This window comes from Conexibacter sp. SYSU D00693 (assembly GCF_017084525.1).
Classification (GTDB): Bacteria; Actinomycetota; Thermoleophilia; order Solirubrobacterales; family Solirubrobacteraceae; genus Baekduia.
In genome coordinates this window covers 1,239,245-1,257,089 of the sequence record NZ_CP070950.1, presented here as the reverse complement: position 1 = coordinate 1,257,089, position 17,845 = coordinate 1,239,245, and the positions used below count along the sequence as shown (strand labels likewise).

Here is a 17,845-nt window from a genome sequence, read left to right as displayed (position 1 = left end):
GGGTCAGGCGCGCAGGACGCTCGCCTCCGTCGCGGTGCCCGCCCCGGCCGTGCAGAAGGCCCGGCCGGCGGCGGTGAGCTGCACGCTGCAGCGCCGCGCGCCCTCATGGCCGTGCTCGTCCTCGAGGACGAGGTAGCGGCCGGGGTCGAGGGCGCGGCGCGAGAGCCGCACCAGGCCGCGTGCAGCGAGGCGGTCGAGGTGCGCGGGGGCGTCGCAGATCGGCACGCAGCCGGCCTCGCGACCGACGGCCGTGACGACCGACGGCGGCAGGCCGGCGACGACCGTCACCGGTGCGTCGCCCGCGAGGTCCAGTGCCGCCTGCGGGCCGCACAGGTGCAGCAGCCGCAGCATCCGCGTCTCCTGGGGGTGCAGACGCACGTGGCCTCCCGAGGCCCGTTCGACGTCGACGGCGATGCGGTCGTCGATGACCGGCACGACTTGGGACATGAGGCTCTCCTCCTCCGTGGTCCGGGCAGCCCGCCCGGTGCTGAGCGCATTGGCGCACACCGGCGTTAACGAGGCCGAAACCGCCGCCGCTCATCCGGGGCGCACGAAAGGACTCGACCCGACGCCCTCGTGAACGACCGTTTGCTTGAAGACGACGCTCTGCGGTACGGTGCGGCGGTCGCGTGGGCATCCGACCCGCACTGGCACGCACCGCGCGGCGCTCTCCTCCAGGACGCCGGTGGACCGCTGAGACACGCGAGCCGCCGGCGTCCTGGTCCCGTTCGTCGGGGCGCTTTCAGCCTGCGGCGGTGTGGAGCGCCAGCATCGCCGCGGTGTCCTTCGGGAAGGCGTCGAGGGCGAGGATCCGGCCGTCGCGAACGCGGTAGAGCTCGATGATCGGCACGTCGAGCTCCCGGCCCGTGGTCCGCGAGGTCATGCGGCACCGCACGTGGGCGACGACCACGTCCCCCGCGTCGTGGAGCTCGTGGCCGTCGAGTCGCACGCGATACGCGCCCGCGATCTGGCCGAGCATGGCGGCGAAGGCGTCGGGCCCGCGGTGGTCGCCGCCGTAGGGGAGGCTCTCGGGTTCGTGCACCGTGACGTCGCCGGCCAGCAGGGCCAGCGCGCGCTCCAGGTTCGCGCCGGCGACGGCGTCCAGGAAGTCGCCGACGACGTCGACGGCCGCGCGGTGCGCATCGGTGGAGGTGGTCATGGCGACGACCGTACACGCTCGTTCACGCAGGTTGCGAACGATCGCTCACATCCGTGTAGGCTCTGGCCATGAGCACGCAGAAGCCCGTGGAGGTCGCGACGCAGGAGCGGGCCGGTCGCACCATCACCGTCCGGTGCCCCGCCGACGGCCGGGTCGTGGCCGAGGTCAAGGACCACACGCCCGACGAGGTCGGGGCCATCGCCCAGGAGCTGCGCCTCGCCCAGCCGGCCTGGGCGGCGTCGGGGTTCGACGAGCGAGCGCGGTGGCTGGGGCGCTGGCGCGACTGGGTGCTCGACCACCAGGAGCGGTTGCTCGAGCTCCTGCAGCAGGAGGCCGGCAAGTCCTACGGGGACGCGAGCATCGAGATCCTCGCCGCCGTCGAGGTCATCAACTACTACGTGGGCCACGGCAAGGACTTCCTCGCCGACGAGCACCCGCGGCCCGCTGGCCTGGCCAACCAGGTCAAGCGGCTGCGCGTCCGCCACCACCCGCACCAGCTGGTGGGCGTGATCACGCCGTGGAACTACCCGCTGGCGATGCCGTTCATGGACGTGCCGCAGGCGCTGCTGGCGGGCTGCGCCGTGCTCTCGAAGCCCTCCGAGGAGACGCCGCTGGCGTGGCAGGAGGCCGTCCGGGGCTGGCAGGAGGACCTCGGTGCGCCCAACGTCCTGGCGTGCACGACCGGCCTGGGCCCGACGGGCGCATCGGTGGTCGACACGGTGGACATGGTGCAGTTCACGGGCTCCACGGCGACGGGCCGCAAGATCGGCGCGCGCTGCGGCGAGCGCCTCATCCCGGCGAGTCTGGAGCTCGGCGGCAAGGACCCGATGATCGTGCTGGCCGACGCCGACCTCGAGCGGGCGGCCAACGGGGCCATCTGGGGCGGGTTCTTCAACGGTGGCCAGTCGTGCACCGCCGTCGAGCGGGTCTTCGTCGAAGCCCCGGTCTACGACCGGTTCGTGGCGCTTGTCGTGGAGAAGGCCCGGGCGCTGCGCCAGGGGATGGACACGCCCGGGTCCTACGCGACCGACTTCGGTGCGATCGCCAACGAGAAGCAGGTGCAGCTCATCGACCGGCACGTGCAGGAGGCCGTCGCCCGGGGCGCTCGCGCCGTCACCGGCGGCCGGCGGGGCGAGCACTGCAACTACCCCGCGACCGTGCTGCTCGACGTGGACACCGGCATGGCCTGCATGCAGGAGGAGACCTTCGGGCCGACGCTGCCGATCATGCGGGTGGCCGACGTGGATGAGGCGGTCGACCGTGCCAACGAGACCGACTACGGCCTGTCGGCGAGCGTGTGGACCAAGGACGCGGCGAAGGCCGAGTGGGTGGCCGATCGCCTGCAGGCCGGAGCGGTCAACCACAACGACGCGATGATGAACGTCTTCCAGTTCCCGGTCCCGCATGGGGGCTGGCGCTCGTCGGGCGTGGGGTCGCGCTTCGGCGGGGCGGGCGGCATCCGCAAGTACACGCACCCGCAGGTCTACGTCACGGCACGCGTGGAGCCGAAGACCGAGATGCACTGGTACCCCCACACCCGGCGCAAGGGGCGGCTGACCGCCGTGATGCTGCCGCTCATCGCGGCCCGTGACTGGCGCCGGCGCCTCGGGCTCAAGGCCCGGAGCTGAGGTCGCCGCGCCCATGACGGCCACGATCCCCTCCGAGGTCATCGGCGACGACCGCGAGGAGGCCGGACCGGCAGCGGCCGCCCCTTCGCGCTGGACCCGGGGCCACGTCCCCGGCGAGATCGGGGTCTGGATCCTCGTCCTGGGCGACATGCTCGTCTTCGCCGTCCTCTTCGGCGTCTTCCTGGTCGCGCGCTCTGAGGACCCGGCGGTCTTCGCCGCCTCGAGAGAGGAGCTCACGCAGGGCTTCGGCGCGGTCAACGTCGTCGTCCTGCTGACGAGCTCGCTGCTGGTCGCCCTCGCGGTCCGCTCGATGCGGCGGGGGGCCCGTGCGCCTGCCGCCCGCATGTTCGTCGGCGCGGCCGCCTGCGCCGCGGTGTTCCTGACCATCAAGGGCATCGAGTACGCCGACAAGGTCGCGGGCGGGCACGACCCGGGGACCAACGACTTCTTCATGTACTTCTTCATCCTCACCGGCATCCACGCGGCGCACGTGGTGCTGGGGATGGTCGCGCTGGTCGTGCTCTGGCGCATCGCGCTTCGAGCGACGGCCAAGCCGGGTGACCAGCGCGCGGTCGAGGTCGGGGCGACCTTCTGGCACATGGTCGACCTGCTGTGGGTCGTGCTGTTCCCGCTGCTCTACCTGGCCTCGTGACGACCATGGCCGTGCAGCGTCTCAGCCGTCCTGTCGTCGTCTTCGGGGCCCTGCTGCTGGCGACCTTCGTCTCGCTCTGGGTCGGGACAGACCACGGGTTCTCGGGATCCGACGGGCACACCGCCGGCGCCGCCGTCGCACTCGCCGTCGCCTTCCTGAAGATCCGCTGGATCGGTCTCGACTTCATGGAGCTGCGCCACGCGCCGCTCGCCCTGCGCGTCGCCTTCGAGGCCTGGGTGGTCCTCGTAGGCATCGCCGTGGTGGCCTTGCTCGTCACCGGCGACGCCGGTTGACGGGCGATGCGCTTGCCTCGGTAGCAAACGATCGTTTACAGTCGCGACGCCGCGCCAGCGGCTGTCGAGGTCACGAGGAGGAACCCATGTCCGAACGCAGTCAGATCGTCGTCGTGTGGTGGGCGCTGGCGTTCACCGCCATCTACGGGATCGCCCTGGGCCTCCTGCTCGACATGATCCCGCCGCCCGACGCGGTGATGGACGCGCAGGCGATCGACGCCTGGTACGACGACCGCCACACGCAGGTCCGCGTCGGCGCGGTGATCGCCGCCTGGACCGGCGCGTTCATGCTCCCGCTGGCCGCGGTCATCGCGCTGCAGATGCGCCGTCAGGAGCGCGGGCGACCGATCTGGTCGCTGCTCACCATCTGCGGGGGAGCGATGATGTCGATCTTCCTGGTGCTGCCGCCGCTGTTCTTCGGCGTCGCCGCCTTCAGCCCCGACCGCTCGCCCGAGGTCACGGCGCTCATGCACGAGCTCGGGCTCCTGACGCTCGTGACGACCGACCAGTACTACATCTTCATGTGGGTGGCCATCGCGGTCATCTGCCTCACGCCCACTACGGTGCGCCACTCGCCGTTCCCGCGCTGGTTCGGCTACCTGACGATCTGGACGGCGCTGATGTTCGAGGCGGGAGCCATCGCGTTCCTGCCGCGAACGGGCGCCTTCGCCTGGAACGGCCTGTTCGTGTTCTGGTCGCCGCTGACGCTGTTCGGGCTCTGGATCGGCGTGCAGTCGTGGCTCCTGCTGCGCTCGCTCAAGGCGCAGCGCCTCGAGGAGCAGGAGCAGCCGCAGCCGGTGGCGGACGTCCCCGCCGCGGCGCAGCCGACGCTGGCCTGACCGGGACGGTCGATGGCGGCCGACGAGGAGGCGCGCGGCTCCCGCGCGCTCGGGGCGTTCATCGCCCGCCGCCCGCGGGCGGTGCTCCTGGTCGCCGGCGTCGTCCTCGTCGTCGCGGCCGCGTTCGTGCCGCAGTTCCGCGGCTCGCTGGAGGGCATCGGCTACGAGGCAGCCGGGACCGAGTCGGCCGCCGCGCTCGAGGTCGTCCAGGAGGCCGGCGGTCCGGCGGAGTTCGCGGCCGTCGTCGCCACGGGCGGCGACGGCACGGCGTTGCGGCGGGCCATCGACGCCGCCCGCCCGCGGCTGGAGTCCGCCGGCACCGTCGTCGCCGTCGGGCCGGCACGCCTCTCGCGCGACGGGCGGGCCGCGTACGCGCCGCTGGGGCTGTCGGGCACGAGCGGCGAACGCCAGGACGACGCCCGATCGCTCCAGCGCCGCATCGACGCCCTCGACACGGGTGCCGTCGAGCTCGACGTCACCGGTGTCTCGCCGCTGTTCGCCGACCTGCTGCACCAGGAGGAGGTCGACATCGTCAAGGCCGATGCCGTCGGGCTTCCCCTGGCCTTCGTCGTGCTGCTGCTCGTCATGGGCTCGGTCGTGGCGGCCGCGCTGCCGATCGTCGTTGCGGTCTTCGGCCTGGTCGTGACCCTCGGAGTGCTGGGTGCCCTGTCGCTGTGGTCGCCGTTCAACGTCTTCGTGGAGAGCGTCGCGGCGATGATCGGCCTCGGTGTCGGCATCGACTACGCGATGCTCGTCGTGCGCCGCTACCAGGAAGAGCGAGGGCGCGACGGGACCTCCGACGCCGAGGCGCTGGCTCGGACGATGGCCACCGCCGGGCGGACCGTCGCGTTCTCGGCAGCAGCGGTCGTCGTGTGCCTGCTGCCGCTCTCGATCACCGGCCTGCCGTTCTTCGCGGAGACGGCGATCGGCGCGGTGGCGGTGCTCATCGCGGTGTCCGCTGCCGCCCTGACGGTGCTCCCCGCGCTGCTGTTGGTGCTCGGCAGCCGGATCGACCGCGGCCGGGTGCGTGCCCGGCGCAGGCCGGCGGCAGGCGGCCGCTGGGCGGCGTGGGCGCGGCTGGTGATGCGCCGGCCGCTCGTGGTGATGTCCGTGGGGCTGGCCGTCCTGCTGGCCTGCGCGGCGCCGGCGGCCTCGCTGGAGGAGGGCAACGACCTCAACGTGCGGGCCCTCCACGCGGACGCCTCGGGGGCCGGTGCACTGGTGCTCGAGCGACACTTCCCGGAGGTGGCGGCCTCCTCGGTGTTGCTGGTCTCGCCCGACCGCACCGCGGCCGACGCCGCCCGGCGCGTGCTGGACGGGCATCCCGGCCTGCGCGCCACCGAGGAGCTGACGCTCTCGGGCGGCGTCCACCTGGTGCTGGCGACGCCGGCCGCGGCCGTCGACTCCGCGCAGGCCACCGCCACGGTCGAGCGGCTGCGCGAAGACCTGGCCCGGGACGGCGCGGCGACGCGGACGCTCGTCGGCGGCTACAGCGCCGAGAGCCTGGACTTCACGTCCGAGATGCACGCCGGGACGCCGCTGGTCATCGGCCTGGCGCTCGCGCTCTGCTTCCTGGTGCTGCTCACCGTCTTCCGCAGCCCGCTCCTGGCGCTCAAGGCGATCGTCCTCAACCTGCTGAGCCTCGCCGCCGCGTTCGGGCTGGTGGTGCTGGTCTTCCAGGAGGGCCTGGGGGAGGAGGTCCTGGACTTCACCTCACCGGGCTACCTGCAGTCCTGGATGCCGCTGACGCTCTTCATGATCGTCTTCGGCCTGTCCATGGACTACGAGGTGTTCATGGTCAGCCGCATGCGCGAGGAGCACGCACGCACCCGGGACACCACCGAGGCCGTCGCGCTCGGGCTCGAGCGCACGGGCGTGGTCGTGACGAGCGCGGCACTCATCATGGTGGTGGTGTTCGGGTCGTTCATGCTGGCCCGGGCGCCGGAGATGAAGCAGATGGGCTTCGGACTTGCAGCGGCGGTGCTCATCGACGCGACCGTCATCCGAGCTGCGATGGTGCCGGCCTTCATGCGCGTCGCCGGTCGCTGGAACTGGTGGATGCCGGGGTGGCTGGACCGGCGCCTGCCGCGGGTGCGCCACGCGGTGTGAGCGACGCTGCCGCACGCGGCTACAGGCCGGCGAGGAGGCTCGCCTCGAGCTGGGCGAGGTGCGCGCGCAACCGCGCGGGCGTTGCGAGCAGCTCGGGCGCGTGGCGGCGCAGCTGCGCGAAGCCGAGGTAGTGGCCGTAGGCGAGGATCGCTGAGATGGTGACCAACTACCTGCTCATCACTCACCCCACCTACGACACTGGCCTAGTGAATCTCAACCTCTCGCCTAGGCAGGCGTGGACGGACGTGTGGCGCAACTATCCCGGGCGTCTCTGAGCGACTTGACTCGTTGCCGAGCGTTTCCTGAGCATGCCCGTCGTCAAAGGAGTCTCGATCGCGACCTCGCTGATGGCGCTCGTCGTCCTGAGCGGTTCGGCTTCAGCGCAGACCGTCGCCCGCGTCCCGCTCGCCAGTCCGCTGGCCGTGATGCCGGGTGCCGCGCGCGCGGTACTCGTGACGGGCTTCAACCCAAGCGCGGGTCCTAACGGCGAGCCGTTCTTCGGGTTCCTCGCGCGGTCCGGGGGTGGGGCAGCCCGGATCGAGGCTCTCGGCTTCAGCTCGCGTCCGTTCGACGTCAGCGCCGACCCCACGTCCGTGGCAGACCCCTCGGTCGCCTTCTCGCGCTGCCCCGTGCAGGTCGTACGGGACCAGCCGGGCTGTTCCATCTTCACCGTCCGCGCTGGCCGCGAGCAACCCGTTCCGGCACTCGTCACGCAGACGCCGGAACTCGCTGAGGACCGTCTGCCCGCGATCTACGGCGGAGCCGTGGCGTTCGCGCGGTTCGGGGTGGGCACCGCACCGGCGGTGCTCATGCACCGGCCGACCGAGACAAGACCCCTCGGACGCGTACCGGGTGGTCCGGCAGGGGTCGGGCAAGCCGGTCCAACGGGCCTGGCGCTTCGCGGCCCGAGGCTCGCCTACGTGTGGAGGTGGAACCCCAGACCGCGGGCGGTGCGGTTCAGCTTGCGCATCCACGACCTTCGACGTCACCGGACGAGGACGCTTGTGACCCTCGAGGACTCTTCGCACTCCCTCTTGGGACCGGCTTGGGACGGGAGCAGTCTCGTCTTCGCCCGACGCGCCGGGGATGCTGTTCGCTGGTGGCGCTACGCCCCGAGCTCTGGCCGTGTGAGCACCGCCCGAGCGCCTCGAGCCATGTCCTCCTTCGCCGTCGGCAGGTCGAGCTGGTACACGCTGTCGGTCCCTCGCGGCACGACCTGCAGCACGCAGCGTCTCTGCAGCGTGACCGAGCGACGAGCCCCCCGCTTCCAGCGCAGCTCGCTTGCCGAGATGCGGGCGGGCTGACGGGCGGGCCGGCCTGGCGCGGCACGGTTCGCAGCCGTCCGCCCCCACTAAAGGCCCTCGAGCAGGCTGCGCTCGAGCTGGGCGAGGTGCGCGCGCAGCCGCGCCGGTGTGGCGAGGAGGTCCGGCGCGTGGCGGCGCAGCTGCGCGAAGCCGAGGTAGTGGCCGTAGGCGAGGATCGCCCGGTGCTCGGCCTGCGCGCGCGTCGCACCGAGCTGGCGGAAGGTCCGGCGCAGCAGGGCGAGGCGTGCGGCGGTCGAGCGCTCGAGCGCGGCGGCGACGTCCGGGTCGTCGGAGGCCGCCATGAACTGCACGATGACGGTCGGTTCGAGGGCCACGAACGCCTCGACCAGCGCGACATGGAGGCGCTCGCGCGGGTCGGCCACCGCCGCGAACTGCGCGTTGAGCTCGGTGACCTGGCGGCGCTCCCACAACGCCAGCGCCGCGCGCAGCAGGTCGCGGCGGTCGCGGAAGTGGTGGTAGGCGCCGCCCTTGCTGACGCCGAGGCGGCGGGCGACGGCCTCGACGCTCAGCGCCTTGACGCCGGCAGCCTCGACCTCGTCGAGGGCCGCCTGCGCCCAGGCGTCGGGGGGCGTCGTCGCGGGGCGGCCGCCGGGGCTCACACCTCCAGGGTCGTGGGCTCGCCGGACGGCAGCCAGCGCACGCGGTCGGCCAGCGGGGAGCCGGCGAGGACCGCCTCGGCCGTGGGACGGCGCTGGACGAAGTGGCGCCAGCCCTCGGCGTGGATCGGGAGGATCGTGCGCGGGTTGAGCAGGCCGCAGAGCTCGACGGCGTCCTGCGCGGTCATCGTGTAGCGCAGCGGTCCCGAGATCCACCAGAACCGCACGCCCCCGAGGTGGACGACGGCGGTGCCGACGTCGAAGCGCTGGGCGACCTCGCGCACGCCGTCGTAGAGGACGGTGTCGCCGCTGATCCAGAAGGCGCCGTGCTCCTGGCCCTCCCAGCGCAGGGCGAAGCCGATGACGTCGCCGACCAGCGGCTTGGAGCCGGGCGGCCCGTGGCGGCACGGCGTCGCGGTCACCTCGATGGGGACCTTGCCCGGCGCCTCGAGGACCGTCGTCTCCCACGGCTTCAGGCCGCGCGCCTCGCCGCCCAGGCGCGTGGCGCCCGGCGCGGTCGTGACGACCGTGCCCATCCGGGGCAGCAGCTCCCGGCCCTTGGCGTCGAGGTTGTCCTCGTGGTGGTCGTGGCTGAGCAGGACGGCGTCGACGGGCGCGAGCTGCTCGAACCCGAGGGCCGGGCTCTGGAGCTTGCGCGAGTAGGTCCCGGCGCCGAAGAAGTAGCGCCCGCCGGCCGGGTCGAAGGTCGGGTCGGTCAGCAGGCGCCACCCGCCGACCTCGATCAGCGCGGTCGGGCCGCCCACGTAGGTCATCCGCACGTCGGTCACGTGCGGAGTCCTACCTGGTTCCATACGGTGCCGTCAAGAACTGCAGGCGGCGACGATCCGGCTCACGTGGCGGTGGTCGGTGCCGCAGCAGCCGCCGACGGTGGCCAGGGCGGGGAGGAGGTCGGCCAGCGCCGCGGTCTCGTGGCCGAGCGTCTCGGGATCGCCCTCGTCGAGCTCCTGCGCCTCGTCGAGCTCGGCGTGGCTCATCGTCGAGGCGTTGACCCGCACGCCGGCGAGGCGGGCGAGCTCGGGCTCCCCGTCGAGGCCCGCCGCGATGTGGGTCGGGTGGGCGCAGTTGAGGAAGAAGCACGCGGCGGCGCCGTCGGTGGCCTCGTCGACCTGCGCGATGGCCTCGGCGACGGAGGTGCCGTCGGGGAGCCGGCCGTCGGTCTCGACGGTGAACGACGGGACGACCTCGATGCCGTGGCGCACCGCGGCGCGCACGACGCCGATCGCCTCGGCCGGGTAGGTGAGCGTGAGTGCGGTGATGCGGTCGGCCCCGGCGCGGGCGAGCACGCCGACCTGCCAGCCGTGGTACTCCGCCGCCGCGTCGGCGCTCATCACCTCGCCGACCACGTAGCCGTCGCCGCGCGGGCCCAGGACGCCGTTGACGACGACGCCCGGCAGGCCGTCGGCCAGCTCGCGGGCGAAGTGCACGGCGTCGCGGTTGACGGCGGCGAGGCGGTCCCGGTCGTAGCCGAGCTCGCGGCCCCAGTCCGGGTTGGCCCGCCAGGTCGGCGTGTCGAGGACCATGCCGACGCCGCGCTCGCGGGCGGTCTGGAGGAACGGCGCGAACCAGCGGCGCAGGGCGGCGCGTCCCGCCTCGTCCTCCAGCAGCGGGAACGCCGCGAAGCACGGGAGGTCGATCCCGTCGTGGAAGAGCAGGCTCGTCTCGAGCCCGCCGTCGGTCATCGCCAGGGCGGAGGTCGGCATGGACCCACGGTGGCCTGCACCGCCACGCCCGGCGATGGGGCGGTCCCCCGACTGCGGGGGCGGGGACCCGCCGGTCCGCTGGACCCGGGTGCGCCCTAGGCCGTCGTCGCCTCCTCGCGGGCAGTGACCACGCGGGGTTCGAGCAGCGTGCGCAGCGCGCGGGCGGCCGTCACCGTCGCGCCGCGGGCGTGGCGGTCGACGAGCAGGAGCGCGAAGCCGTGGGGGAGGTCGCCGAAGCGCTGGACCTCCACGTCGACGCCCGCGTCGCGCAGCTTGGCGGCGAAGGCCTCGCCCTGGTCGCGCAGAGGGTCCATGCCCGCCGTGGCCACGTAGGTCGGCGGGAAGCCGTCGAGGTCCTGGGTGCGCAGGACCGACAGCCGCGGGTCGGCGTAGGCGCTCGGGTCCGGGGCGTACTGGCCGAGCATCGTCTCCGCGCAGGCGGTGCTGAGCAACGGGCCCTCGGCGAACGTCCGGCCCGACGCGAAGCTCCGGATGTCGGCGTCGACGAAGGGGTAGACGAGCCACGCCGCTGCGGGGCGCACGTCGTCGCCGGCCGTCGCGACGCAGACGCCCGCGGCGAGGTTGCCGCCGGCGCTGTCGCCGCCGACGGCGATGCGCTGCCGGTCGACCCCGAGCGCGTGGGCGTTCATCACCGCCCAGCGGAAGGCCGCGACCGCGTCGTCCAGCGGTCCGGGGAAGGGGTTCTCGGGCGCCTTGCGGTAGCCGACGGACAGCACCTTGCAGCGCGCCTCGCGGGCGGTCAGCCGGCAGCCGCGCCCGTGGGAGTCGATCGAGCCGACGACGAACCCGCCGCCGTGGGTGAAGACGAGCAGCGGGGCGCTCGCGCCGATGCCCACCGGGGTGTAGAGCCGCGCCGGGATGCGCGCCCCGCCCCCGCCGGAGACCTCGAGGTCGGTCTCGTCGACGCCGTGGCCACGCGGCCCGCCCACCAGCGCGAACGTCCGGTCCAGCAGCGCGCGCACCGGCGCCAGCGGGTGCTTGGACGCGGCGTGCAGGACCGGGGTCGTCGGGCCGCTGAGCGCGGCGAGCAGCGGCCCGAGGCGCTGGCCGTCGACGCGCTTGCGCCCGCTCCAGGACGACGAGCTCACGCCGTCACCGCCTCGCGCTGCGCGCCGACGGCGGCCGGTCGCAGCTCGTAGCTCTCGGCGTCGAAGCGGCGCGTCATGCGCCGGTACTCCGTCATCGACTTCGGCCACAGGACCGTCGGCGCGCCGGAGGCGTCCTGGTACCAGGAGCGACAGCCGCCGCCCATCCACACCGAGGTCCGCAGGCCCTCCAGCACGTCGTCGAAGTACGCGTCGACCGCGTCGGCGCGGACCTCCGCGCTGGCCATCCCGCGCTCGTCGAGCGTGCGCAGGGCGTCGACGACGTAGGCCGCCTGGGCCTCCATCTGCCAGACCATCGAGCCGTGGCCCAGGCCGCTGCCGACGCTGGCGAAGCGGAACATGTTGGGGAAGCCGGCGACCGTCGTGCCGCGGAAGACCCGCGGCTGGTCGCCCCACGCCTCGGCCAGCGACCGCCCGTCGCGGCCGTGCACGCGGTGGGCGATCTCCGCGTCGAAGATGTGGAAGCCGGTGCCCAGCACGATCGCGTCGACGTGGTGGTCGACGCCGTCGGCGGTGCGCAGGCCCGTGGGGGTGATGCGCTCGATGCGCTCCGTGACGACGTCGACGTTGGGCTTGGCCAGCGTCGAGTACCAGGTGTTGGACATCAGGATCCGCTTGCAGCCGACCTCGAAGTCGGGCTGCAGCCGGCGGCGCAGCTCGGGGTCGCGGACCTGAATGCACATGATCGCCCGAGTGAGCGCCTCGACGGTCTTGGCCACGGCGCGCTTGCGGCGCATCACGGGGTAGTGCGCGGCCTCGCGGTAGGCGAACTGGTTGGCGCGCAGCGCCTTGGCGATCGCCGGGACGGCGGAGAGGACCCGGCGCTCGACGGGGCCGATGTGGCGGTCGACCTTCGGCGAGACCCAGGGGGCCGTGCGCTGGAAGACGAGCAGCCGCTCGACGTTGGGCTGCAGCTCGGGGACGAACTGGACGGCCGAGGCGCCCGTGCCGATCACGGCGACGCGCTTGCCGGCGAGCGCGACGTCGTGGTCCCAGCGGGCCGAGTGGAACATCGGCCCGTCGAAGCTCTCGAGGCCCTCGATCGCGGGGAGCGAAGGCTCGACGAGCGGGCCGGCGCAGTCGAGCAGGACCCGGGCGCGGACCGTCTCACCGGGCGTCGTGACGACCCACTGCTGGGCGTCGTCGTCCCACGAGGCGTCGAGCACCTCGTGGTCGAGGCGCAGGTGGGCGCGCAGCCCGTGGCGGTCGACGACCTCCCGGGTGTACTGGTGGATCTGCGCCTGGCGCCCGTACGAGCGCCGCCACCCGGGGTTCGTCGCGAACGAGAAGGAGTACAGGTGGGACGGGGTGTCGCACGCCGCCCCGGGGTACGTGTTGTCGCGCCAGACGCCGCCGACGTCGCCGGCGCGCTCGAGCAGCACGAAGTCGTCGATGCCGGCGTCCTTCAGGTTCACCGCGGCAGCGATGCCGCTCAGGCCCGCGCCGATGATCGCCACGCGCGTGGTCGTCACGCGCCCTTCCGTCTGGGTGCTCACCCGTCCGCTCCTCCCGTAGATGACGTGGGCCGACGCTAGCCCCGCAGGCCAACGCCGCGCTTGGGCGTTGTGCCCCGAAGACGGGATGCGGTTGTGCTGGGCGCCTAGCGTCGTCGGGCATGGCCGTCACCGCCGTCGAACCGCTGTCGCCCGCCGCCGCCGACCTCGTCCGCGCCGCGGCGCAGGCGCTGGTCGCCGAGCCGGCCCGGGTGTTCACGGAGGTCGACGCCGCGGTGCTCGGCGCCCTGCCGGTGATCGCCGCCGACGACGAGCTGACCGCCGAGGTGCGCGCCACCGACCACGCCAACATCACCCGGTGGCTGACGGCGATGGCCCAGCGCCCGGGCGGGACGGTCGGGCCCGACGTGACGCCCGAGGCGCTGGAGATCGCCCGCGACGTGGTGCGCCGAGGGCTGGACCGCGAGGTGCTGTGGACGGGCTACCGGCTGGGGCAGAACGCCCTGTGGCGGGCGTGGATGCGCGAGCTGACGGCGCAGGCCGCGGCACGGCCGCCGTGGTCAGCGGTCCTGGCCGAGGCCCTCGAGGCGACGGCCCGCTCGCTCTTCGACTTCATCGACGACGTCCTGGTGAACGTCGACGCGCAGGTCGGCCGGGAGCGCGACCAGCTCCTCGGCGGCGGCCTGGCCCAGCGGGTCGAGACCGTCCAGCTCGTCCTCGAGGGCGCGCCGATCACCGAGCAGCGGGCGAGCGCCCGGCTCGGCTACGAGCTGCGGCGCGACCACGTGGCCGTCGTGCTGTGGACGACCGAGGCCGAGGCCGGCCACGGCGTCCTCGAGCGCACCGCCGAGGTCGTCACCCGCGCGCTGGGCGCGGTCCGGCCACTCACCGTGCCTCTCGGGACGACGGCGATGTGGGCGTGGGCGCCCGCGTCGGGGGACCCCGACGGCGAGGCGCTGCGCACAGCGCTGACGCAGGCCGGCCTGCGCGACGTCCACGTCGCCGTCGGCTCCCCGGCGACCGGCATCGCGGGCTTCCGTCGCAGCCACGAGGAGGCGCTCGACGTCCAGCGCCTGGCGCGCCGCCGCCCCGGCTGCGCGCGCGTGACGACCTACGAGGAGGTGGAGGTCGCGGTCCTCGCCGGCGCGCACGCCGAGCGCGCGCAGCGCTTCGTGGAGCGGACCCTCGGGCCGCTGCTCGGCGCCAAGCCGGAGCTGCGCGAGACGCTGCGCGTCCACCTGCAGGAGCAGGGCAGCGCCACCCGCGCCGCGACGCGGCTGTTCACCCACCGCAACACGGTCCTCAACCGGGTCGCTCGCGCCCAGGCGCTGCTGCCGCGCCCGGTCGTCGACCGCCTGCTGCCCGTCGCGCTGGCGCTGGAGCTCGACCACTGGCTGGCTTCGGGCGCCTCAGACGTCGCGCCGCTCGAGGACGACCGCCGCTAGGGCGAAGGCCAGGACGAGCCAGCCCGCGAGCACCGGGACGGCGAGCCCGGCGGCGAGGTGGTCGCCCCCCTCGTCGAGGTGGCCGATGGCGATCGCGTCGCCTGCGGGAGCCGGGAGGAGGTCCAGGACGTCCTCCAGCGACGAGGGGATCGCGCCGACGCTGCCGAGGACGAGCGGTCCGAACAGCAGCGCGAGCAGGACGCCGACGCCACCGGCCGTCGAGCGGGTGACCGCCGCGGCCGCGACGCCGAGCACCGGGAAGACGAAGGTCAGCAGGCCGCTGAGCAGGGTGGCGCGCAGCGCGCCGGCGGTGAGGAGGTCGGCGGTCTCGAGGTCGTAGGCGCCGAGCACGAGCTGGCCGACGACGACCATCGCGACCGCGGCGACCGTGCCCACCGCGCCGGTGAAGGCCGCGACGACGAGGCCCTTGGCGACCAGCACACGCCGGCGGTCGGGCGTGGCCACGAGCGTCGCGCGGATGTTGCCGGTGGCGAACTCCCCGGCCATCACGCTCACGCCGAACACGGTGAGCGCGACGCCGCTGACCAGCCCGCCCGTGAGGCTGTACAGCAGCGGGTCGTAGTCGGCGCGATCGGCCGCCGACCAGTCGTCGTGGGTGGCGCCGACGACCACGGAGAGCAGGACCGTCAGCGCGATCGACCCGAGGACCGCGACGGTCGCGACGACCGCTGTCGAGCGCAGCGTCGCGGCCTTGGTCCACTCGGCGCGCACGGTCGCCACGAACGGGACGGGGGCGCCGGTCATGCGGCGGCCTCCGCGTGGGCGCGGTGCTCCACGCTGTCGTCGGTGAGCTCGAGGAACGCCTCCTCGAGGCTGGCGCGCTGCGGCGCGAGCTCGTGCAGGCGCAGGCCCAGCTCCGCGGCGAGGTCGCCGATCGCCGGTGCGTCGAGCCCGGTGACCTCGAGCGTGCCGTCCACGGCTGCGGCACTGCCGCCGGCACGCTGGACCGCGGCGCGCAGCCGCGCGGCGTCGGGCGAGACGACGCGGACGAAGGTCCCCGCCGCGCGGCGGGTGACCTCCTCGACCGTCGCGTCGGCGATGAGCCGGCCGCGGCCGATGACGAGCACGCGGTCGGCGGTCTGCTCCATCTCGCGCAGGACGTGGCTCGACACCAGGACGGCGCGCCCGTCGTCGGCCAGCCGCCGCAGCAGGCCGCGCACGAAGCGGATGCCCTCGGCGTCGAGGCCGTTGATCGGCTCGTCGAGGACGAGGGTCCGTGGGTCGCCGAGCAGGGCGGCCGCGACGCCGAGGCGCTGGAGCATGCCCAGCGAGAAGTCACCGGCGCGGCGGCCCGCGGCCGCGGTGAGCCCGACGAGCTCGAGCGTCTCATCGGCGCGCGAGCGCGGGAGGTCCCCGGCGTCGCACAGCCAGCGCAGGTGGTCGCGCGCGCGGCGCCGCGGGTTGACCGCGCGGGCGTCGAGCAGCGCGCCGACCGCCCGCTGCGGTGCGGGCAGCTCGCGGTAGGGCCGGCCGTCGACGAGGGCGACGCCGGAGGTCGGCGCGTCGAGGCCCAGCACCATCCGCATGGTCGTCGACTTGCCGGCGCCGTTGGGGCCGAGGAAGCCCGTCACGGCACCGGGGACGACCGTGAACGACAGGCGGTCGACCGCGGGCGTGTCGCCGAAGCGCTTGACGAGCTCGCGGACCTCGATCACGGCGCCGACGGTACGGCGGCGTCGCCGATCGCACATCGGTCTGCGGGACGGTCTTGGGGTCCGTCTCTAGGGGGAGACGCCGGGGCGCACGAGGCCGACCTCGTAGGCCACCACCACCGCCTGGACGCGATCGCGGAGCCCGAGCTTGCGCAGCACCGCCGAGACGTGGGTCTTCACCGTCGCCTCGGTGAGCACGAGCCGCTCGGCGATCTCGGCGTTGGTCAGGGCCTGGGCGACCAGCCGCAGGACCTCGACCTCGCGGTCGGTCAGCTCGTCGAGGGCCGGCGGTGGGGCGGCGGCCGGGTCGGGCAGGCGGTCGGCGAAGCGGTCCAGCAGGCGCCGCGTCACCGAGGGGTCCACGAGGGCGTCGCCGCGCGCGACCACGCGAACCGCGTCGACGAGCTCGGCCGGCCGCACGTCCTTGAGCAGGAACCCGCTCGCGCCCGCCCGCAGCGCCGCGAGGACGTGGTCGTCGGCGTCGTAGGTCGTGAGGACGACGACGCGCGCCCGGGCGCCGCTCGCGACGAGCCGGCGGGTCGCCTCGATCCCGTCGAGCTCGGGCATCCGCACGTCCATCAGCACGACGTCCGGGTCGAGCTCCTCCACGATCCCGAGGGCCTCGGCGCCGGTCGCCGCCTCGCCGACCACCTCGAGGTCCTCGCGCGCGTCGAGGATCATCCGGAAGCCGCCGCGCACGAGCGCCTGGTCGTCGGCGAGCACGACGCGCACCGTCATCGCGCCGCCTCCACCGGCAGGCGGGCGTGGACGCGGAAGCCGCCGTCCGGATGTGGACCCGCCTCGAGCGTCCCGGTCACGAGGGCGGCGCGCTCGCGCATGCCCGAGATCCCACGCCCGGTCCTGGTGGCCGCCGCCGCGCCCCGGCCGTCGTCGACGACCTCGAGCTCGAGCGCCTCGGGCGCGTAGTGCAGTCTGACGTCGGCGCGGGTGGCTCCGGCGTGGCGCAGCGTGTTGGTCAACGCCTCCTGCACGATGCGGTAGGCCGACAGCTCGACGCCCGCCGGCAGCGGCCGCGCCTCGCCGTCGCGGCGGACGGCCACCTCGAGCCCGGCGTGGCGCAGCGGTGCAGCCAGCGCGTCGAGCTCGGCCAGCCGCGGTGCCGGCGCGGTCGCCTCCTCCTCCGCGCCGGGCCGCACCGCCGAGAGCAGCCGGCGCAGCTCGCCAAGCGCGTCGCGTCCCGCGGCCTCGATCGCGCGCAGCGCGGCGCGCGCCTGGTCCGGGCGGTCGTCGAAGACGTCGTCGGCCGCGGCGGCCTGCACGACGATGACCGAGACGCTGTGGGCCAGCACGTCGTGCAGCTCGCGCGCGATGCGCGCCTGCTCGTCGGCCAGCGCGCGACGACCGGCTTCCTCCAGGGCCCGGGCGCGGCCGCGCCAGGCCTCGGCCAGCGCCCAGAGCGCGATGGTCAGGGCCCCGAGGAACAGCACGTCCTCGGAGCGGTGCTCCGCGGCCACCGAGCCGAGCAGGCCGAGCACGACCAGGAGCATGGGCACCGACGTCGCAGGCCCGTGGGCGACGGTGACCGCCCACAGCAGGAACAGCGCGCCGAAGGGCACGAGGACCTCGGGAGCGATGAGCTGGAGGCCCAACGCGGCGGGCAGGCCGACGGCAACCGCCACCGCCAGGTGGCGGTGGCGCGCCGCGACCGCCCCGGCCTGCACCAGGGCGAGGATGCTGCCCACCGCCGTGAGCAGCGGGCCACGGCCGGCGTCCTGCACCGTCACCAGGTAGAACAGCCCGAGGAGGACGGGCACGGCCGCGCGCAGCGCCGGGTGGTCCCACGCCCCTCGCACAGGTGGATCC

Annotated in this window: 18 protein-coding genes; 6 read left to right on the top strand and 12 right to left on the bottom strand. The window is 74.2% G+C overall.

What is annotated here, in order from left to right:
- Positions 1 to 3 precede the first annotated feature (3 nt).
- Together JUB12_RS06345 and JUB12_RS06340 are read right to left on the bottom strand one after the other, a co-directional pair.
- A complete protein-coding gene (locus tag JUB12_RS06345) occupies positions 4 to 447 on the bottom strand; it encodes a hypothetical protein (protein ID WP_205698781.1) in 444 nt (147 codons plus the stop codon).
- A 295-nt stretch (positions 448 to 742) separates the two neighbouring features.
- Entirely contained in the window at positions 743 to 1,159 is a 417-nt protein-coding gene (locus JUB12_RS06340) for a nuclear transport factor 2 family protein (RefSeq protein ID WP_205698780.1), read from the bottom strand.
- Positions 1,160 to 1,227: 68 nt separating this feature from the next.
- Between JUB12_RS06340 and JUB12_RS06335 the strand changes: the two genes are divergently transcribed.
- The 5 genes from JUB12_RS06335 to JUB12_RS06315 all read left to right on the top strand — a co-directional run bounded on the left by JUB12_RS06335 (position 1,228) and on the right by JUB12_RS06315 (position 6,680).
- Entirely contained in the window at positions 1,228 to 2,787 is a 1,560-nt protein-coding gene (locus JUB12_RS06335; RefSeq protein ID WP_205698779.1) for an aldehyde dehydrogenase family protein, read from the top strand.
- Positions 2,788 to 2,800: 13 nt separating this feature from the next.
- Positions 2,801 to 3,439: a cytochrome c oxidase subunit 3 family protein gene (locus tag JUB12_RS06330; protein ID WP_205698778.1), complete on the top strand. Its 639-nt coding sequence runs from the start codon at positions 2,801 to 2,803 to the stop codon at positions 3,437 to 3,439.
- Positions 3,440 to 3,444: 5 nt separating this feature from the next.
- Positions 3,445 to 3,732 (top strand): cytochrome C oxidase subunit IV family protein, encoded by a 288-nt coding sequence (locus tag JUB12_RS06325; protein WP_205698777.1) that lies wholly within the window; start codon positions 3,445 to 3,447, stop codon positions 3,730 to 3,732.
- Between the two features lie 86 nt (positions 3,733 to 3,818).
- On the top strand, positions 3,819 to 4,571 hold the full coding sequence (locus tag JUB12_RS06320) for a hypothetical protein (RefSeq protein ID WP_205698776.1): 753 nt from the start codon (positions 3,819 to 3,821) through the stop codon (positions 4,569 to 4,571).
- A 12-nt stretch (positions 4,572 to 4,583) separates the two neighbouring features.
- On the top strand, positions 4,584 to 6,680 hold the full coding sequence (locus tag JUB12_RS06315; RefSeq protein WP_205698775.1) for an MMPL family transporter: 2,097 nt from the start codon (positions 4,584 to 4,586) through the stop codon (positions 6,678 to 6,680).
- A 19-nt stretch (positions 6,681 to 6,699) separates the two neighbouring features.
- Here JUB12_RS06315 and JUB12_RS06310 read toward each other — a convergent pair whose 3' ends face one another.
- From JUB12_RS06310 to JUB12_RS06285, 6 genes are all read right to left on the bottom strand, one after another.
- Positions 6,700 to 6,846 carry a hypothetical protein gene (locus JUB12_RS06310; RefSeq protein WP_205698774.1) on the bottom strand — a complete coding sequence of 49 codons (147 nt, stop codon included), beginning with the start codon at positions 6,844 to 6,846 and terminating at the stop codon, positions 6,700 to 6,702.
- A gap of 1,185 nt (positions 6,847 to 8,031) precedes the next feature.
- Positions 8,032 to 8,604, bottom strand: coding sequence for a TetR/AcrR family transcriptional regulator (locus tag JUB12_RS06305; protein ID WP_205698773.1), 573 nt, complete (start codon positions 8,602 to 8,604; stop codon positions 8,032 to 8,034).
- Complete coding sequence (locus JUB12_RS06300) at positions 8,601 to 9,389, bottom strand: MBL fold metallo-hydrolase (RefSeq protein ID WP_241004441.1); 789 nt, start codon at positions 9,387 to 9,389, stop codon at positions 8,601 to 8,603. The genes JUB12_RS06305 and JUB12_RS06300 overlap by 4 nt, the downstream gene beginning before the upstream one ends.
- Before the next feature lie 33 nt (positions 9,390 to 9,422).
- Positions 9,423 to 10,322 (bottom strand): homocysteine S-methyltransferase family protein, encoded by a 900-nt coding sequence (locus tag JUB12_RS06295; RefSeq protein WP_205698771.1) that lies wholly within the window; start codon positions 10,320 to 10,322, stop codon positions 9,423 to 9,425.
- Positions 10,323 to 10,417: 95 nt separating this feature from the next.
- Positions 10,418 to 11,431 carry an alpha/beta hydrolase gene (locus JUB12_RS06290; protein WP_205698770.1) on the bottom strand — a complete coding sequence of 338 codons (1,014 nt, stop codon included), beginning with the start codon at positions 11,429 to 11,431 and terminating at the stop codon, positions 10,418 to 10,420.
- A complete protein-coding gene (locus JUB12_RS06285) occupies positions 11,428 to 12,945 on the bottom strand; it encodes an NAD(P)/FAD-dependent oxidoreductase (RefSeq protein WP_205698769.1) in 1,518 nt (505 codons plus the stop codon). Before JUB12_RS06285 ends, JUB12_RS06290 begins: the two co-directional genes overlap by 4 nt.
- Before the next feature lie 119 nt (positions 12,946 to 13,064).
- On the opposite strand from JUB12_RS06285, the gene JUB12_RS06280 reads away from it, so the two are divergent.
- The gene (locus JUB12_RS06280; protein ID WP_205698768.1) at positions 13,065 to 14,348 is read left to right on the top strand and encodes a CdaR family transcriptional regulator; all 1,284 of its coding nucleotides are present in this window, start codon (positions 13,065 to 13,067) and stop codon (positions 14,346 to 14,348) included.
- On the opposite strand, the gene JUB12_RS06275 is transcribed toward JUB12_RS06280, so the two are convergent.
- The 4 genes from JUB12_RS06275 to JUB12_RS06260 form a co-directional block, all read right to left on the bottom strand.
- Positions 14,313 to 15,113, bottom strand: a complete 801-nt coding sequence (locus tag JUB12_RS06275; RefSeq protein ID WP_205698767.1) for an ABC transporter permease — start codon at positions 15,111 to 15,113, stop codon at positions 14,313 to 14,315. The two genes, JUB12_RS06280 and JUB12_RS06275, sit on opposite strands and share 36 nt — an antisense overlap.
- The gene (locus JUB12_RS06270; protein ID WP_241004440.1) at positions 15,110 to 16,024 is read right to left on the bottom strand and encodes an ABC transporter ATP-binding protein; all 915 of its coding nucleotides are present in this window, start codon (positions 16,022 to 16,024) and stop codon (positions 15,110 to 15,112) included. The genes JUB12_RS06275 and JUB12_RS06270 overlap by 4 nt, the downstream gene beginning before the upstream one ends.
- 66 nt (positions 16,025 to 16,090) lie before the next feature.
- Positions 16,091 to 16,759, bottom strand: a complete 669-nt coding sequence (locus JUB12_RS06265; protein WP_205698765.1) for a response regulator transcription factor — start codon at positions 16,757 to 16,759, stop codon at positions 16,091 to 16,093.
- Positions 16,756 to 17,835 (bottom strand): sensor histidine kinase, encoded by a 1,080-nt coding sequence (locus JUB12_RS06260; RefSeq protein WP_205698764.1) that lies wholly within the window; start codon positions 17,833 to 17,835, stop codon positions 16,756 to 16,758. Before JUB12_RS06260 ends, JUB12_RS06265 begins: the two co-directional genes overlap by 4 nt.
- Positions 17,836 to 17,845: the final 10 nt, after the last annotated feature.

Coding starts and splice junctions, on each gene's coding strand:
- JUB12_RS06345 (WP_205698781.1), bottom strand. CDS start 447: ATGTCCCAAGTCGTGCCGGTCATCGACGACCGCATCGCCGTCGACGTC.
- JUB12_RS06340 (WP_205698780.1), bottom strand. CDS start 1,159: ATGACCACCTCCACCGATGCGCACCGCGCGGCCGTCGACGTCGTCGGC.
- JUB12_RS06335 (WP_205698779.1), top strand. CDS start 1,228: ATGAGCACGCAGAAGCCCGTGGAGGTCGCGACGCAGGAGCGGGCCGGT.
- JUB12_RS06330 (WP_205698778.1), top strand. CDS start 2,801: ATGACGGCCACGATCCCCTCCGAGGTCATCGGCGACGACCGCGAGGAG.
- JUB12_RS06325 (WP_205698777.1), top strand. CDS start 3,445: ATGGCCGTGCAGCGTCTCAGCCGTCCTGTCGTCGTCTTCGGGGCCCTG.
- JUB12_RS06320 (WP_205698776.1), top strand. CDS start 3,819: ATGTCCGAACGCAGTCAGATCGTCGTCGTGTGGTGGGCGCTGGCGTTC.
- JUB12_RS06315 (WP_205698775.1), top strand. CDS start 4,584: ATGGCGGCCGACGAGGAGGCGCGCGGCTCCCGCGCGCTCGGGGCGTTC.
- JUB12_RS06295 (WP_205698771.1), bottom strand. CDS start 10,322: ATGCCGACCTCCGCCCTGGCGATGACCGACGGCGGGCTCGAGACGAGC.
- JUB12_RS06280 (WP_205698768.1), top strand. CDS start 13,065: ATGGCCGTCACCGCCGTCGAACCGCTGTCGCCCGCCGCCGCCGACCTC.
- JUB12_RS06275 (WP_205698767.1), bottom strand. CDS start 15,113: ATGACCGGCGCCCCCGTCCCGTTCGTGGCGACCGTGCGCGCCGAGTGG.
- JUB12_RS06265 (WP_205698765.1), bottom strand. CDS start 16,759: ATGACGGTGCGCGTCGTGCTCGCCGACGACCAGGCGCTCGTGCGCGGC.